This is a genomic window from Planotetraspora sp. A-T 1434 (assembly GCF_025420585.1).
In the GTDB taxonomy this organism is placed as follows: domain Bacteria; phylum Actinomycetota; class Actinomycetes; order Streptosporangiales; family Streptosporangiaceae; genus JAOEGB01.
In genome coordinates this window covers 57,720-74,027 of the sequence record NZ_JAOEGB010000008.1, presented here as the reverse complement: position 1 = coordinate 74,027, position 16,308 = coordinate 57,720, and the positions used below count along the sequence as shown (strand labels likewise).

The 16,308-nt window shown below is 70.0% G+C and carries 17 protein-coding genes and 1 tRNA gene; 2 read left to right on the top strand and 16 right to left on the bottom strand.

Features of this window, described 5'->3' with window-relative positions; translation table 11 throughout:
- Positions 1-58: 58 nt before the first annotated feature.
- The 6 genes from N5079_RS12600 to N5079_RS12575 all read right to left on the bottom strand — a co-directional run bounded on the left by N5079_RS12600 (position 59) and on the right by N5079_RS12575 (position 5,777).
- On the bottom strand, positions 59-1,876 hold the full coding sequence (locus N5079_RS12600; RefSeq protein WP_261583828.1) for a SpoIIE family protein phosphatase: 1,818 nt from the start codon (positions 1,874-1,876) through the stop codon (positions 59-61).
- Positions 1,873-3,141 (bottom strand): hybrid sensor histidine kinase/response regulator, encoded by a 1,269-nt coding sequence (locus tag N5079_RS12595; protein ID WP_261583827.1) that lies wholly within the window; start codon positions 3,139-3,141, stop codon positions 1,873-1,875. The genes N5079_RS12600 and N5079_RS12595 overlap by 4 nt, the downstream gene beginning before the upstream one ends.
- Before the next feature lie 70 nt (positions 3,142-3,211).
- Entirely contained in the window at positions 3,212-4,174 is a 963-nt protein-coding gene (locus tag N5079_RS12590; RefSeq protein ID WP_261583826.1) for a SpoIIE family protein phosphatase, read from the bottom strand.
- Positions 4,162-4,560 carry an anti-sigma regulatory factor gene (locus tag N5079_RS12585; protein WP_261583825.1) on the bottom strand — a complete coding sequence of 133 codons (399 nt, stop codon included), beginning with the start codon at positions 4,558-4,560 and terminating at the stop codon, positions 4,162-4,164. The genes N5079_RS12590 and N5079_RS12585 overlap by 13 nt, the downstream gene beginning before the upstream one ends.
- A complete protein-coding gene (locus tag N5079_RS12580; protein WP_261583824.1) occupies positions 4,557-4,919 on the bottom strand; it encodes an STAS domain-containing protein in 363 nt (120 codons plus the stop codon). Before N5079_RS12580 ends, N5079_RS12585 begins: the two co-directional genes overlap by 4 nt.
- Positions 4,920-5,777 carry an STAS domain-containing protein gene (locus tag N5079_RS12575; RefSeq protein ID WP_261583823.1) on the bottom strand — a complete coding sequence of 286 codons (858 nt, stop codon included), beginning with the start codon at positions 5,775-5,777 and terminating at the stop codon, positions 4,920-4,922.
- Between the two features lie 53 nt (positions 5,778-5,830).
- Between N5079_RS12575 and N5079_RS12570 the strand changes: the two genes are divergently transcribed.
- Entirely contained in the window at positions 5,831-6,208 is a 378-nt protein-coding gene (locus N5079_RS12570; RefSeq protein WP_261583822.1) for an STAS domain-containing protein, read from the top strand.
- Between the two features lie 50 nt (positions 6,209-6,258).
- On the opposite strand, the gene N5079_RS12565 is transcribed toward N5079_RS12570, so the two are convergent.
- The 10 genes from N5079_RS12565 to N5079_RS12520 form a co-directional block, all read right to left on the bottom strand.
- A complete protein-coding gene (locus N5079_RS12565) occupies positions 6,259-6,459 on the bottom strand; it encodes a DUF6203 family protein (protein WP_261583821.1) in 201 nt (66 codons plus the stop codon).
- 93 nt (positions 6,460-6,552) lie between these two features.
- Positions 6,553-6,990, bottom strand: a complete 438-nt coding sequence (locus N5079_RS12560; RefSeq protein ID WP_261583820.1) for a hypothetical protein — start codon at positions 6,988-6,990, stop codon at positions 6,553-6,555.
- Positions 6,991-7,044: 54 nt separating this feature from the next.
- Positions 7,045-7,632: a hypothetical protein gene (locus N5079_RS12555; RefSeq protein ID WP_261583819.1), complete on the bottom strand. Its 588-nt coding sequence runs from the start codon at positions 7,630-7,632 to the stop codon at positions 7,045-7,047.
- A gap of 468 nt (positions 7,633-8,100) precedes the next feature.
- Positions 8,101-8,176: transfer RNA gene (locus N5079_RS12550), tRNA-Ala, on the bottom strand.
- A 67-nt stretch (positions 8,177-8,243) separates the two neighbouring features.
- Positions 8,244-9,728: a vWA domain-containing protein gene (locus tag N5079_RS12545; protein WP_261583818.1), complete on the bottom strand. Its 1,485-nt coding sequence runs from the start codon at positions 9,726-9,728 to the stop codon at positions 8,244-8,246.
- 164 nt (positions 9,729-9,892) lie between these two features.
- Positions 9,893-10,714: a polysaccharide deacetylase family protein gene (locus N5079_RS12540; RefSeq protein ID WP_261583817.1), complete on the bottom strand. Its 822-nt coding sequence runs from the start codon at positions 10,712-10,714 to the stop codon at positions 9,893-9,895.
- A gap of 50 nt (positions 10,715-10,764) precedes the next feature.
- Complete coding sequence (locus N5079_RS12535) at positions 10,765-11,559, bottom strand: SDR family oxidoreductase (RefSeq protein WP_261583816.1); 795 nt, start codon at positions 11,557-11,559, stop codon at positions 10,765-10,767.
- 39 nt (positions 11,560-11,598) lie between these two features.
- Complete coding sequence (locus tag N5079_RS12530) at positions 11,599-13,035, bottom strand: ATP-binding SpoIIE family protein phosphatase (RefSeq protein ID WP_261583815.1); 1,437 nt, start codon at positions 13,033-13,035, stop codon at positions 11,599-11,601.
- 55 nt (positions 13,036-13,090) lie between these two features.
- Positions 13,091-13,756, bottom strand: coding sequence for a class I SAM-dependent methyltransferase (locus N5079_RS12525; protein ID WP_261583814.1), 666 nt, complete (start codon positions 13,754-13,756; stop codon positions 13,091-13,093).
- A 206-nt stretch (positions 13,757-13,962) separates the two neighbouring features.
- Positions 13,963-14,985 carry a LacI family DNA-binding transcriptional regulator gene (locus N5079_RS12520; RefSeq protein WP_261583813.1) on the bottom strand — a complete coding sequence of 341 codons (1,023 nt, stop codon included), beginning with the start codon at positions 14,983-14,985 and terminating at the stop codon, positions 13,963-13,965.
- A gap of 106 nt (positions 14,986-15,091) precedes the next feature.
- Here N5079_RS12520 and N5079_RS12515 point away from each other — a divergent pair, with 106 nt between their 5' ends.
- Positions 15,092-15,979 carry a dihydrodipicolinate synthase family protein gene (locus tag N5079_RS12515; protein ID WP_261583812.1) on the top strand — a complete coding sequence of 296 codons (888 nt, stop codon included), beginning with the start codon at positions 15,092-15,094 and terminating at the stop codon, positions 15,977-15,979.
- Positions 15,980-16,308 lie beyond the last annotated feature (329 nt).

The window sequence follows — 16,308 nt, the reverse complement described above, 5'->3', positions numbered from 1 at the left end:
GTAGGCCGCCTTCACCCGGCGGGCCGTACACGGCAGGTAGTAGGCGACTCGCGGCCGGTCAGGGTGAGCGGCGCAGGACCACGAGGGCGATGTCGTCCTCGTGGTCGGCCGGCATGAGGTCCTCCAGCATCCGGTCGCAGAAGCTCTCCAGGTCTGGCTCGACGACGTTGGCGAGCCGCTGGAGCCGGGCCATGCCCTCCTGGATGCTCATGTCGCGCCGCTCTACGAGCCCGTCGGTTACCAGGACGAGCGCGCCACCCGGCGGGATCCACAGCGCCGACTCGCCCGGCCTCGGCAGGTCGGCCCCGAGCAGGGGGCCCGCCAGCGTCACGTACTCCGACCGCCCCGTGGACACGAGCAGCGGCGGAAGGTGGCCGGCGTTGCAGGCGCGGACGTCCCCGGTCTCCGGATCCACCAGCAGCAGGCACACGGTCGCGATCTCACGGGGGTGGAACCGCAGCATCAGCCGGTTGATGTTCGCCAGGATGTCGCCCGGCGAGTGCCCCTCGCACGCGTACGCCCGCAGCGCGTGCCGCACCTCCGCCATGACCGTCGCCGCGTGCAGCGAATGGCCGAGCACGTCTCCGATCGCCACGAGCAGCCGGTCGCCGAGACTGATGACCTCGTAGAAGTCCCCGCCGATCTCGGCCTGCGCGCTCGCCGGGACGTACCGCGCGGCCAGCTCCATCCCCTGGACCTTCGGCAGGTCGCGCGGCAGCAGGCTGCGCTGCAGGGTCACGGCGATCCGGCGCTCCTCGTCATAGGAGCGCAGCGCCTCGACGGCCAGCGCGACGGCCTGGGTGAGCTGGCTCAGGACGTGCCGGTCCTCCTCGCTCGCGGTCGCCGCCGCCGGCACCAGCACCGCGACCGGCGGCCGACCTCCGCCCGGCTTGGCCGCCTCCCCCTGAGCCGTGCCCGGCTGGGCGGGGTTCGGATGCCCTTCGAGCGGCTGAGCCCCGGGCGGCGGGGGACCATCGGGATGAGTATCGGGATGGGTATCGGGATGGGTATCGGGCGGCTGATGACCGTCCGGATGCGGGGCACGCGGCTGGGATGCGGCTGAGGGGGACGCCCCTGGATGCACCCTGCCGAGCCGGGCCAGTGCCACCCGGACGTCGGCCATCAGGGCCGAGGGCGCCAGCAGTTCGGCCCACTCCTCCGGTGGGGCGACCGTGAGGGTGAAGCCGGTCGCGACCTCGCCGAGCGTTCTGTCCGCCGCCGTCCGGACGCGCCCGTCGCCGCCCCACGGGTCGGCGACCGCGTACCGCACGCCGCCGCCTTCTCCCCTGCTTCCGCCTCGTCCCCTGCTTCCGCCGTCTGCGCCGCCTGCGCTGTCATCGTCGCCGGAGACGGCGACCGTCGCCGGGCAGCCGAACATCCGCGCGGCGCCTTCCGCCGCCGCCGTCAGGAGCTCCCCGAGGGTGGTCGCGGTGTTGACGGCGACCGTCGTGTCGGCGAGCCCGGCCAGCCGGCCCGCCAGCCGTTCGGCACGGTGCCGCGCCCTGGCGTACCGGAGTGTGGCGTGCACCGTCGCCAGCAGCACCTCCGGCTCGATCGGCTCGGTCAGATAGCCGTCCGCGCCCCTGGTCAGCCCCATCGTCCGGTCCCGCACGTCGACGGCCGTCGCCGTGAGGTGAATGACGGGCACCGCGGCGGTCTCGGGATCGGCCTTGATCCGCTCACAAACCTCGAAGCCATCCATGTCGGGCATCTGCACGTCGAGCAGCACGAGGTCGGGGCGCTCCCGGCCGGCCGCCTCCAGGGCGGCCCCGCCCGTGGCCGCCTCGGTGACCCGATAGCCGGCATGCTGCAGCCACGTCCCGATGACGTAGCGGTTGGCCTCCACATCATCCACGACGAGGATCAGCTCGCTCATCTCCGGCACGCCCCGATCGCCCGAAGCAGCTCCGTCCTGCTGAGCGCCGACTTCTGGAGCACGGCCACCGCTCCGCCGGGCGGCAGCCCGACCTCGGCCGACGTCACCACCACGACGGGGATCTCTCGGAGGAGGTCGTCCCCGTGCATCGCCTCCAGCACCCGCTCCCCTCCCATCCCGGGCATCCGCATGTCGAGGAACACCACGTCAGGGCGGCTCCGGCGCATCGCATCCAGCCCCTCCTGACCGTCGGCCGCCTGTTCGACGGTGTCCGCCACGCCCTTCACCAAGTCGAGCAGCACGAGGCGGAACGCCGCGTCGTCGTCCACGATGAGCGCTCTGCCCACTTTCGGGCGCGGCAGCCGTACCTCGAAGTCGGTGCCTTTCCCGGCCGTGCTCCGCACCGACATCGTGCCCCCCAGGATGCGGACAAGCCTCCGGGCGTACGGCAGGCCGAGGCCGGTCCCGGTCACCTCGGCCTGCAGCGGCCCGCGCACCTGGTAGAACTCTTCGAAGATCTTGTCGAGCTGGTCTGCGGCGATGCCGATCCCGGTGTCGGCGACGCTCAGGACGACCTCGCCGTCCTCCTCATGGGCGCTGAGGCGCACTTCTCCCCGCTCGGTGAACTTCAGGCCGTTGGTGAGGAGGTTGCGCAGCACCCGCGTCAGCATCACCTCGTCGGTGAACAGGTGACCGACCGCGTCCGGATCCTCGACGGCGAGCTCCACGCCGTCCCTCACCATCGGCCGGAGCAGACCGGTCAGCCGTCCGAAGACCGCCCGGACGTCCACCTCGGTCAGGTTGGGCTCCATCCGTCCCGACTCGGCTTTGGCGAGGTCGAGAAGGTCGTTGACCAGGGTGAGGAGGTCACGGCCCGAGGTGCGGATCAGCTCCACCTGGTGGCGTCGCTCCGGATCGAGAGGCTCGCCCAGGGCCGGATGGCCGGTGGGAGGGTCGATGAGCATGCGGCACAGGCCGAGGATCGAGGTCGCGGGAGCCCGGAGCTCATGGCTGACGTTCGCGAGGAACCGCGTCTTGGCCTCGTTGGCCTCATGGAGCCGGGCCGTCCTGTCCTCCAGTTCGGCGTAGAGCGCGACCACGCCCTGGTTGGTCTGCTCCAGTTCCTCGGAGATCTGCTCGTAGAGGGCCGTCACCCGCCGGTTGGCGGCCTCCAACTCCGCGTTACGCGCCCTCAGCTCCTCAAGCTCGGCCTTCCTCGTGCGCGCCTTCGGGAGACGGATGCGGGTCATCTTCTTCAGAAGCATGCGCGCCTCCACGTAGATACGGATGCCGGTACGGATGCCGGTACGGATGCCGGTACGGATCTCGGGCCCGTCATGAGGCCGGCTTCGCGACCAGGATTCCGGCGTCGTCTCTCGGCACCCCCATGTCGCGCAGCAGGGTGGCCGCGATCACCAGGGGGCCGCGGGCGCGCAGCCCCGGATAGGCGTTGAGCTCCCACCGGTCCCTCACCCCGTCAGAATGCATGACGATCAGCGCGCCGGGCGGCAACGGATATTCGAACTCCCGGATCGCGGCGGCGCGATGGCCCGCGATGCCCGGCAGGGAGACCAGGGCCCGGCGTTCCTCGTCCACGATGCCGGCCGAGACGTTGCCCAGCGCCGAGTAGCGGAGGATCCCGCCGGAGACGACGGCCACGGCCACGGCCGCACCCCGGGTCTCCCGGAGCTCTTTGTGGATCCGCTCCAGGAGCTCCCCCGGCCCGTCCACCATCAGCCGCCCGTCACCGATGTGCTCGAACGTGCGGATCGCGACGTCGGCGGCGGCCGCCGCCATTGGGCCGTGGCCGAGGCCGTCGCAGAGCATGAGCGCCAGTGTGCCGTCTTCCTGCCGTACGGCGAAGCCGTCCCCGCAGAGCTCCTCACCCGCCACCGGCCGGACGAGCCCGTCCACCAGCCAGCCTTCGCCGGCCAGGTCGGGGTGGTCCCGGCGAGGACGGAAGCCGGCGGCGAACACGGTGCCGCGCTCCGGGTGAGAGTAAGCGTCCGACCAATCGCTCACGCCGGTGATGCCCCCCAACCCGGCGACATCGAGACCACGGCCTGCACCGACCGCGATGATCTCCAGCGCCGGCCCGGCCTGCCGTACGTGCACGGTTCCGCGAGCGCCGTTCCGGCACAGGTGCGTGGCGATCAGGGTGGCGGCGGCGGCCACCTCGGCGGCGCGGTGGCCGGGGAAGCGGAGCGCTTCGGCCCGCTGGGCGGCGGCGCGGCGGACGGCGACGACCGCGCTCTCGTCCTCGACGAGAAACCATGCCGGAGGGGCTACCGCGCCCACTTGGTCACCGTCACCGTCGTTCCGCTGCCGGGACTCGACTCCACCGAGAACTCGTCGACCAGCCTTCTGGCGCCTCCGAGACCGAGCCCGAGCCCCTTGCCCGAGGTGTAGCCGTCCGTGAGAGCGAGGTCCAGGTCGGCGATGCCCGGTCCCTTGTCGCGAAATATCGCCCTGACGCCGCTCTTGGTGCCGTTCGTGATGTGCTCGACCGTCGCCGCGCCGCCCCCGCCGTACGTCAGCGTGTTGCGGGCGAGCTCGCTGGCCGCGGTCACGAGCTTGGTCTGCTCGACCAGGGACAGCCGCGCGTCCACCGCCACCGATCGGACGAGCTGGCGAACGCGGACCACGTCGCCGTCGTCGTTGATCGGGAGCTCCCGACGGGTCATGCCAGAGCGCCGTCGCCGGACAGCAGCCGCATACCTCGCTCCAGGTCGAGGGCCGTCTTGATGCCGTCGAGCGACAGCCCCATCTCCACCAGCGTGATCGCCACGGCCGGCCGCATCCCCACGACGACGGTCTCCGCGTCGAGGACCCTCGAGATCGCGGCGACGGTGGCGAGCATCCGGCCGGCGAACGAGTCCACGACGTCGAGCACCGAGATGTCGATGATCACGCCGGACGCGCCCGTGGAGGAGATTCTCTCGGCCAGGCTCTCCTGGAGCGCCATGACGGCCTCGTCCTGAAGGTCGGTCTGGATGGAGACCAGCAGCACATCGCCGATCTTCAGGATCGGGACGCTGTCCATCTACCGGCCCCGCTTCGTGAGATCCCCGCCCACGCTCACCCCGGTGCGGCTGATGGCGAGGACCAGCGCGTCCGCCAGTGTCCCCTTCGTCGCGATGTCGCCGAACTCGATGCCCAGCGCCACGATGGTCTGCGCGATCTGCGGGCGGATGCCGGAGATGATGCACTCGGCGCCCATCAGGCGGGCGGCCATGACGGTCTTCAGCAGATGCTGCGCGACCTGGGTGTCCACGGCGGGAACGCCGGTGATGTCGATGATCGCGTGTTCCGACCCCGTGTCCACCAGGGTCTGCAGCAGCTTCTCCATGACGACCTGCGCCCGGGCCGATCCCAGCGTCCCGACGAGCGGGAGCGCCAGGACGCCGTCCCACACCTTCACGACCGGGGTCGCCAGCTCCAGCAACTGCTCCGCCTGGCTGGAGATGACCTCTTCCCGCGCCCTGGCGTACGTCTCGAACGTCAACAGCGCCAGCTCGTCGATCAGCTGCGAGAACGCGACGAACTCGCGGAACGCCTCGGCGTCGCCGTCCTGGTCGAAGACGTCCAGCACGGCCCCCTTGAGCGCGAACACGCTGATCGCGGTCTCTCGCGGGCTGAATCCCTGCTGGGCGCGGCTCCGGGACAGCTCCATGAGCAGCGCCCTCAGCTCGGCATACGGCTCCGCCTCGATGTCGCGCCCCGCGCCCAGCGCCAGCGCGGTCAGCAGGACGTCAAGGATCTCCCGTTGCTCCTTGTCCACCTGCGTCTCCGGCACCCGGCCGCCCAGGCTCGCCGAGACCAGTGCGCGCCACCGCTCACTGAGCCGTTCTTCCCGGGCCCGGCAGAGTTGGGCGATTCGCGTAAAAATGCCAGCCTCCATGAACGGCTCGGTCCTCTCATCATGACTGCCCCCACCTTATGGTTGTAGGCCTCATGACTACGATCTACGACAGGGAGCCGGGGATGGACAGCATGCAGGTGTTCACCGAGCTTACCGAGCCGTTCGCCGTGGTGACCGTGGTCGGCGATCTGGATGCCACCACCACGGCCCGGTTGCACGACTCCATCCAGCACGCCCGTGAGCTGTCCCCGCACCTGCTGCTCGACCTGGCCGGCATGACCTTCATGGACAGCGCGGGCATCAGGGTGCTGCTCGACGCGTACAACCACGCCCAGGCCAACGGCGGCAGCGTCACGCTCAGCGGCCCCCGGCCGTCCCCGCGGAAGGTCATGGAGCTCGTCGGCCTGGCCCAGCACATCCCCATCCGCGACTCGCTCACCGAGGCCCTCCAGGAAGGTCCCCCGGCCTGACGCCCGCCGGCCACATGTCGCCCGCGGGCGTCGGCGTATACCGGCAGAGCTCAGCGGCGATTCGTGCTGGACGGCCCGTGCCAGGCATAGGGGCTCCCCTGCTTCCGGCCGGGCTCACGCAGGTCGGCGCGAGTGACTTCCTGGTTACGGCGCTTCTTGCGCATGATCCACCAGCCGATGCCGAGGACGACCAGGCCGAACGGGGTCCGCGACAGCCAGCGAGTGACGAAGAGTTGCAGAATCCGCTTCATGCCTTCAGCGCCTACCCTCATCGGCGCCCCTCATGTCCGGCCGGCCCCCTGAGCCGCGCCTCCCATCCCACCAAGCCGCTTGCCGACCACCGGCTACGCCCGCCGTGACCGATAGGGCGGAGGATGGTCCAGAAGCTTCGTGACCTGAGGGCTCAGCGAATCGAGGAGTTCTTCCGCCAGAGACACCGCATCCTCCGCGTCGGCGTGATGAACCACACCCGCCCGGTATTCGACGCCATGCCGTACGTAACGGAGGCGGCCGGCGTCGCCGACGACGTCCCTCGCGCCGAAGTTGGCGGCGATGGCGGCCGCAGCCTCGAAGGTCACCGCATGGGATCCCTGCTCGTCTTTGGGCCTCAAGCCAATGGCCAGGATGAGAGCGAGGCAGGTCTTCCTGCACGCGTCATAAGCGAGTTGGAGCCCGCCTTCACTGTCGCCGAGTCCGATACCGGCGCTCGCGGTGCGGACATGGCGAGCCGCCTGGTCGATGAGGACGCGGCATGCGTCCTCATCGCGAGCGACGGGCTCCACAACTCCTTCGTCCAGCAGCTGCTGAAGTGTCACCCGCGCTGGCGACAACCTGCTTCACTCCCTCTCGTTCCGGACGACGACCAGGTGCGGCCGGCCCAGAACCTCGCGAACGAACCCCGTTGTCGCCTCCTCCCATTCGCGAGGGGGAACAACTGTGATCTGGACCGAGCGCCCCAAGCACTCTTCCAGTTCCTCGTTGAGGCGACGGACGTCCCGTCGGGGCGGATCGCCCACCACAAGCACGTCGACGTCACGAGGCGGGACGCCCGCTTCGCCGAGAAATCGCTCCGCCCATGAGCCGATGATCAGTACCTGGTACACGTCCGGCATCCCGTCGAACGCCTCAGCGATCGCCGTGGCCGGGCCGAAAGCATATCCGACTAGCTGACTCAGCGCAGCATAATAGGGACTGTCCGTATTCGCCGAGAGCAGGCGCGCCCGCCCCACGACCCGCTCGGTCAGGACGCCGGCCTCGGCCAGGCGACCCGCCTCTCGCTGCACGGTGAGCCAAGGAAGACCGAGGCGGTCCGCGAGCGCCGTGATCGACAGCTCGTCCTCGGGATGGAGCAGCACCCACGTCAGGACTCTGACCTGCGCCTCCGACCGGAAGATCGGTAGCAACGGCGGCGGCATAACCTTCATAAAACTAAGATTAACCTCGATTTATTGAAGGATGCCAGATGCCCAGCTCCGTCGGCGTGGCCTCTCACTGAGCTGCCAAACTGACAGAGGCAAGGCGTTCACCGCGACCTGCCCAAGCTCTTCAGCGGGATATGGTGTCCGTTTGGTTTCGGATTTCAAGGTCGGTCAGGGGAACACGTCTGATGAACAACCGGTGTCCGTTGACGTCCAGCTCTGCCGACCTGCCGCCGATGCCCGAGCCGTGCTGGGCGGCCGCGGCCACGACGTCGCCGAGTTTGATGGTCGCTCAGTAACGACAGATACGTGGAAACCGCTTCGTATTCAGACAGGCGCACCGTCCGCAATGGGTCCGGCCGGTGCATCAACGACTCCTGGTGCCCTTGACCGGGGCGAGGAAATCCATCCGATCAAGTCGATCAGACGGGATTTCGTCAACCGTTCCCGAGCTGACTAAAACGGCCCTGCGTATGGTGGAGCTATGGGGACTCGAACCCCAGACCCCCTCCATGCCATGGAGGTGCGCTACCAGCTGCGCTATAGCCCCTTTGGTGACGCCACCGTCAGCGGCGCCACGCCAGTGTATAGGACTTCACGGACCGGGTCGTACTCGATCAGCCGAGGGACTTCGCCCGGGCGATGAGGTCGGCCAGCTCGCTCACGTCGGGGTCCTCGGTGGTGGCGGCGAGGCGGGCGGCCCGGGTGCCGAGGTCGTCCAGGCTGATCCCGAAGCGCCCGGCGCCGGGGGTCCAGTGTGAGCGGAGGTGCTCGGCGAAGGCGGCGGCGACCACGTCCACCTGGAGCCTGGGCTTGGTGGAGCTCCACAGGTCGCGGGACAGGTCGCCGGTCTCCACCGAGCGGCTGGCCTCGGAGGGCCGGCGGTTGTCGGGGTCGAGCCAGCGCACGGTCGCGGTCGCGACCTGTCCGGACGCCCCAGGCCGCAGCCGCACCCAGTAGAGCGCGGTCACGGAGTGGCCGGGACCGACCTCTCCGCCGTCACGGGAGTCGTCGCGGAACTCCTCCGGCGCGATCTGCCGGTCCTCGTACCCGAGAAGGCTGTACGACTCGACCGCTCCCGGGTTGAACACGACCTGGGCCTTGGCGTCACGGGCCCGGACATCCAGGGTGGCGGGCAGCTGCTCGACGAAGACCTTGCGCGCCTGGTCGAGCGAGCTGACGTAGACGGCCGAGCCGTCGCCGTTGTCGGCGAGCTGCTCCATGAGCTGGTCGCCGTACTCGCGGCCGACGCCGACGCACAGCAGCGTGACCTGCTTGCCGGCGTAGTCGCGGACGCGGTTGAGGATGCCCTGCCAGTCGGTCTCACCCGTGTTGGCGAGGCCGTCCGAGAGGAGGATGACCCGGTTGGTCGCCACGAGCCGGAAGGCACGGGACGCCTCCTGGTAGCCGGTGACCAGGCCCTGCTCCAGGTTGGTCGAGCCGTCGACGGCCAGCTCGTTGATCGCCGCGTGCAACCGGGAGCGCTCGGAGACCGGGACCATCGGGATGATCAGCCGGGCGGAGTCGCTGAAGGACACGATGGAGACCTCGTCCCCCGGCATCAGCTGGTCGACCAGTGTGTGCAGGGCGTCGCGGACCAGGTCGAGGCGGCCGGGCTCGGCCATCGACCCGGACACGTCGACGACGAACGTGAGGTTGGCCGGCTTGCGGGCCGCCGCCTCCGTCCGGCGCGTCTGCAGCCCCACCCGGACCAGCGCGCCGCCGTCGGTCCGGGCGCCGTCGACGTGTACGGCGAAGCCGTTGTCGCCGGGCTCGGCGTAGTCCTGGCGGAAGGCGTTGACGAACTCCTCGGTCCGGACCTGGCCGGGCTCGGGCCACCTCCCTTCCTGGATGGCCCGGCGGGCGTAGCCGTACGACGCGGTGTCGACGTCGAGGGCGAACGTGGAAATCTGCTGGGAGGTGGCGTCCCTCTCGGCGGAGCCGGATGGAAGGCCCGCCGAGGAGTCGGCCGGGAGGCCCGCGGTCGGCGGGGCCGGCGCCCGGGTGGGCCGGTAGTCCGGAGCTCGTTCGCTGCCCCCGCCTCCACAGGCGGCGGCGAGCATCAGCAGGGCGATGACCAGGATGAGAACACGCGGCCTCATGAGCGCCTCCATTCGGTTCACCCCTTACGACTGCGTGCCGTACGGCCTGGCCGGGCCCTTCATCCAAGCGACTGCAAACCGTTCCCACGGCGTGATCTGGAAAGCGGGGGCGGCGACAAGTGGTTCGAGTCCGGCCTGGAGGTTTTCATCGGCGCCCTGCAGGCCTACCGCGAATAGCCGAGCAGCTCCGACAGCCTGACGAGCCGGAGCCCGCGCTTGCGCAGGCCCTTGACGATCGCCGGGACCGCGTCGTCGGTGAGGCCCGACGGCTTGCCGCCGCCGAGGTGGAGGACGACGATCGAACCGTCCCGCGCGTTAGCGAGGGTCTGGCGCACGATCGCCTCCTTGGAGGTCGCGAAGGCGTCCCCGCCGATCACGTCCCACTGCACGGGGGTCACCCCCTGCCTCTTCACGGCCTTCAGCGCCGCCTTGTCGAAGCAGCCCCCGGGGAAGCGGAAGAACTTCGGATGGCCGGGGGCGAGGCGGTCGAGGAGCCGTTCCGTACGGCTGACGCTCGCGGCCATGTCGTCGGTCTCGCCCAGGCCGTAACACGGGGTCGCGAAGGCCCGGTGGTCGTAGGAGTGGTCGCCCAGCTCGAAGAGCGGGTCATGGGCGAGGCCGGCGGCCACGCGCGGATAGCGCTTGATCCACAGTCCGGTGAGGAAGATCGTCGCGGGGACCTTCAACCGGCGCAGCTCGGCGAGAAGCCTCGGGTTGGCGTAGCTGCCGACCTCGCCGCTGTCGAGCTGCCGCTCCATGAACGTCGTCATGTCGGCGTCGAAGGTCAGCGCGACCATTCCGGAGCCCCGCCGGCCGTGCCGTACGAGCGGGTGCGGCTGGGGGGCGGCCGCCGGCGTGACCGGCGGTGAGGCCGCGGGAGCGGGCGTCACGTGTACGGCCGGTGTGCTCCGGGGGACGGCCGGACCTGACGCGGCACAGCCCGCGGTTCCGATCAGCGCGATGACGATGAGCACCCGGATGATCACGCGTGGATGCTATCGGCCGGGGCCACGCCACCGCCCGGGGTTGGCGAGGCTCACCGTGAGAGCGACTCCACGAAGCGCGACATGCCGCTGAGCCACCGGTCCGGGTCGTCCACCTTCATCCGGACGAAGTCGGCCACCTCGGGATGCGGGAAGATGTAGAACCGCTCCGCGTCCAGGCCGTCGATGACGTGCCCGGCCACGTCCTCCGGGTCGAGGACCGCCCCGGACGCCTCGACCGCCCTCGCCGTGATGTGGTCCTCCTCAAGACCCTGACGCATCATCGCGGTCCGGACCCCTTGCGGGCAGAGCACGCTGACCCGGATGCCCTTGGCCATGTAGTGGATGGCCAGCCACTCCGCGAAGGAGATCGCGGCCGCCTTGCTCACGGCGTACGGCGCGTCTCCGGGGCAGCTGACCAGCCCGGCGGCCGAGCAGGTGTTCAGCAGGTAGCCGCCGCCGCGCTCCACCATGCGGGGCACCACCGCGCGAGCGGCGTACACGTGGGCCATGGTGTTGACCGCGAGGGTCCGGCTCCACTCCAGGTCGGACGCCTCCTCCAGGCCGTGGCCGGTGATGATCCCGGCGTTGGAGCAGAACAGGTCCACCGGCCCGAGCGCCCGCTCTGCCGTGTCCACGAGCGACCTGACGTCGTCCTCCACAGTCACATCGGCCCGTACGGCGATCGCCCGGTCGCCGATCTCCCCGGCGACGGCGGTGGCTCCCGCCTCGTCCAGGTCGGCGACCAGCACCCCGGCCGCCCCCTCGGCGGCGAACCGGAGCGCCATGGCCCGGCCGATGCCATTCGCGGCGCCGGTCACGACGGCGACCCTGTCCCGAACTCGCATGAACCCCTCCGAACCGACCAGTCGGTATCCAGGAGCCTATCAGCGGGCGAGCGGGATGGGCATGGAGAACCAGACCGTCTTCCCTCCGGCGACCCGGCTCGTCCCCCAGCGTTCGGCGAGCTGGCTGACGAGGTAGAGCCCCCGGCCGTCCTCGTCGAGCACGCCGGGCTCGCGCAGGATCGGCATCCGGTGGTCGTCGTCGCTGACCTCGCACAGCAGGGCGTCGGTCCGCAGCAGCCTGATGGTGATCGGCCGGGACGTCTGCCGCACGGCGTTGGTGACGAGCTCGGAGGCCAGCAACTGGGCGACCGGGATCATCCGTTCGAGGCCCCAGGAGGTCAGGGTCCTGCGGACCAGGCCGCGCACCCGGCCCGCCGTCATCGGCTGCGGCTCCATCAGCCACTGGGCGACGTTGTGGCTCGGGACGCCCTTGAACCGGATGGCGAGCAGCGTCACGTCGTCCGCCCGGGCCGAGGGCACCACGCCGTCGCACACCTCCTCGATGGGCGCGCCGCGAGACAGCTTCTCGCGCAGCGCCTCGACGCTGTGGCCGATGTCCTGGCCCCGCTGCTCCACGAGCCCGTCGGTGTAGAGCACGAGCATGCTGTCGTCCTCCGCGGCGATCTCCATGGTCTCGAACGGCGTGCGCCCAAGGCCGATGGGAGGGCACCGCGGCGGGCAGAGCACCTCCGCCTTGCCGTCCGCCCCGACGAGGATGGGCGGCAGGTGCCCCGCGCTGGCGATCGTGCAGCGGCGGAGCACCGGGTCGTACACGCAGTAGACGCAGGTCGTCAGCGTCTGGGCGGCGAGCCGCTGGGCGATCTCGTCCAGGGAGTGGAGCACCTGCTCGGCCGGCAGGTCGAGCGAGGCCAGGGTCTGCACGGCGGTGCGGAGCCGGCCCATCACCGCCGCCGCCGGAAGACCGTGGCCCATCACGTCGCCCACGACGAGGGCGACCCGGCTGCCGGGCAGCGGGATGACGTCGAACCAGTCGCCGCCCACCCGCTCGGCGGCGGGCTGGTAGCGGAAGGAGATCTCCAGCCCGGGGAGCTCCGGCGGGCTGCCGGGGCGGATGCCGCGCTGCAGGGTCTCGACCGTCTCCAGCTGCTGCCGGTGCAGGCGGCCGTGGAAGATGGTCAGCGCGGCCGGCACGCCGAGCTGCTCGGCGGCGAGGAGGTCGGCCCTGCCGAAGGCCACCCGCTCCCGGTCTCTCGCGAGCACGGCACAGCCGACCGGCGTGCCGTACGCGCGGAGCGGGACCGCCAGGAGGTGCTCGTCGAGCACGGCGGGGCCGCACGGGCGGTCGCCGCCCCACCGCGGCGGCAGCCGCCCCTCGGGATCCAGCCGGTGCTGCGGGCCGCCGTCCACGTAGACCGCCGCGGCGTCGGCCAGCCGCGGCACCGCCGCCTCACAGAGCATCTTGGTCGCCTGCTCCGGAGTCGAGCTGTCGCCGATGGCCTGGACGGCCTCACTCATGAAGGTGAGGAACGCGAGCGAGTCCCCGTCCCACGACACGGTGGACGCCCGCCCCTCAGAATTGGTTGCGGCGGCAATTGAAGAACAGCTGAATTTCCGGTGGCGCCTGCGTCGTCGCCGGGGCGTAGGAGATATGGTTCTCCGTCAGAACGCTGAACCCGGCGTCCTCGACGACCTCGCGCAACTGGTCGCGCAGATATCCGGTGACCCTCACCGGCGCGCCGAGGAATTGGAAAGGCACGTCGTCGAGGTCGATTTCCACCATGCTCAGGGAGAACAGGCCGCCCGGGGCGAGCACGGAGTGAATCCTGCCGAGCGCGGCGACGATATCGGCGCGCGGCAGCATCAGCAGCGCGAAGAACGCGGTCACGGCGTCGAAGGTGCCGAGCGAGCCGTCGAGCTCCAGGACGTCGAGCTCGAGGAAGGTGGCCTCCGGAACGTTTCTCCTGGCCAGGTCGAGCATCACGGGCGAGATGTCGACGCCGGTCACCTCGCAGCCCGCTTCGGCGAACTGCTGGGCGGTCGGAGAGCCGGTGCCGCATCCGACGTCGAGGACGCGGGCACCGGGCTGGAGTTGCTTGATCAGCCACTCACCTGCGGCGATCTGTCCGTCCTTGTGCGGGAACGCCTCGTCGTATCGGCCGCCGATGCGATTGAACGCCTCGGCCTGCAGTGCACGGTACTCCCGGCGGTCGTTACCCGCACCGGATTCGATTGTCATCTCGCCACCATTGGTGATCAGCCGACTTTACCTTCTCTTAAATAGGGGTCTGGACCCATTCAAGTCAAGGCGTATCGCTGTAAACACGACATTTCGCCTTAGCTGGAGTCAAGGCGCTTGTCAAATCACCGTCACTCCGGTGAGACCTCCTTCACCTGGGCGGCGATCTGGGTGCCGTCGGCCACCAGCACGGTCCCCAGCCCTCCTCAGAGCCCGGTTGGGCGGGCCGCGCTTTCCGTGGTGCTCCGGATCACCAGACGGGCCGCGAGCTCCTGCGCCGCCGGGCGCGGCGGGCCGTTGCCGCCGAGCAGGGTGAGGAGCATCGAGGCGGACGCCCTGGCCACGGCGGTGATCGGCATCATCACCGTGGTCAGGGGAGGGTTCATCATCGACGCCATCGGAATGTCGTCGAATCCGAGCACGCTCATCTCGCCGGGGACCCGGATCCCCCGGTCGTTCAGCCGCGACATGACGCCGAGGGCGACGAGATCGTTGTACGCGAATATCGCAGTCACGCCCGCGGCGACGGCCTCGTCCGCTCCCCGATAGCCGCCGCCGAAGACGGGTTCGAAGGGCCCGAGGACGATCAGCTCGACGCCCTGCGCCTGGCAGGCGGCCGTGAAGAAGCGCAGCCGCTGCTGGTTGGACCACGAGCCTCGGGGCCCTGAAAGAAAGGCGCACCGGCGGTGACCGAGCGCGTGGACGTGGGCGACCGCCTGCCGGACGCCCGGCCCGATGTCCATCGTGACCGCCGGAGCCGTACGGCTCTGCCGGTTGGCGATGACGACGGGCGTGTGGACGGCGATGGACCTGAGCCGGTTGCCCGGCATACGCGGAGCGCACAGGATCATGCCGTCCACCTGCTTTGCCATGGCCCTGGCGGCCTCGACCTCGACCTCGACGTCCTCGTCGGTGTCCGCGAGGAAGAGCGAGTAGCTGGCCTGCCGCACCTGGGCCTGGACCGCCTTGATGAAAGGCGTGAAGAACGGGTTGGCGATGTCGGGGACGATCAGGCCGAGATTCGAGGTCCGGCCCAGGACGAGCGACCGAGCAGCCCGGTTCGGTTGATACCCGAGCTGCTCGGCGCTCTCGAGCACGCGCTGCCGGGTGACGGCATTGACGAGCCCTGGGGAGTTGAGCGCACGAGAGACGGTGGATGGCGAAACACCGGCGAGTGCGGCCACGGCGTGGATCGTGGCCGCCCGCGTTACCTCTCGTGCACCTTCCATAGTGGCCCTATGTTGGAAACGTTTGTGAAACATGTCAATAGGTCAAGATGGCGGTGTACTGATATACCAGATATCGACACAGGTCAGAGCCCGAGGAGATTTCCCGATGATCGATGATGTCCGGCAGGCGCTGCGCTCCGTCGTCGCGGTGACGGTCACACCGTTCGCCCCAGACGACCGGATCGACGAGCCGGCCTACCAGGCCGCGATCGACCGCCTCGTGCGCGGCGGCGTCCAGGCCCTCACCCCCAACGGCAACACCGGCGAGTTCTACTCACTGAGCGACCAGGAGCTCACCCGGGCCGTGACGCTGACCCGCGAGGCCGCCCCGGACGCCGTCGTGATCGCCGGTGTGGGCCACGACGTGCACCGTGCCGTACGGCTCGCCCGCGAGGCGCAGGACCTCGGCTGCCAGGGTGTCATGATCCACCAGCCGGTCCATCCGTACCAGTCCGAGGAGGGCTGGACGGACTACCACCGCGCGATCGCCGAGGCCGTGCCGGACCTGGGGCTGGTCTGCTACATCCGCTCCCCCGTCGTGACCACCAGGGCTCTCCAGGAGCTCGTACGGCACTGCCCGAACGTCGTCGGCATCAAGTACGCCGTGCCGGACCCCGTGGCGTTCGCCGTCCACGCCGCGGCGCTCAGCGAGCTGGTGTGGGTCTGCGGCCTCGCTGAGAGCTGGGCCCCGTTCTTCTGGGCGGGCGGCGCCGAGGGGTTCACCTCGGGCCTGGCCGTGATCGTCCCCGAGCTGTCCGTGGAGCTGCTCGAACTGCTGCGGGCGGGCGACCAGGCCAAGGCGCTGGAGCTGTGGCGGCGTCTCAAGCCCATCGAGGACCTGCGGGCCAGGAACGCCAGCGAGCACAACGTGTCCGTCATCAAGGAGGCGCTGGCTCAGCTCGGCGTGTGCGGCCGCGCCGTACGCCCGCCGATCTCCGAGCTGTCCCCCGCCGACCGCGAAGAGGTCGCCGCCATCCTCCGCACCCTCCTCTAGCAGGTGAAGTCCGGCGCGGTCGGGCGGTGCACTTCCGGCCGGCTCAAGTAGCGGCTTTCATCATTCCTGACGCCTTGTCCAGTCTGTTGCAATTATGTGACGCTTCATGACCTAGCGCTCGCCGCCCTGTAACGCCTTAATCGGGACGATGGCCCCACATCTGTGGGGCCGGAAAATAGGCCACGGAGGGCTGTTAGAGTGGCGTTTCCCCTACGTACCTCACGTGCTCGATGGGTAGCGGCCGCTGCCGCGGTTCTGCTCCTCGGCACAGGCGGGACGCTCGCGGTCGGCGGCGACGAGTTGCTGGAAGAGCTCGGGCTGAGGAAAGA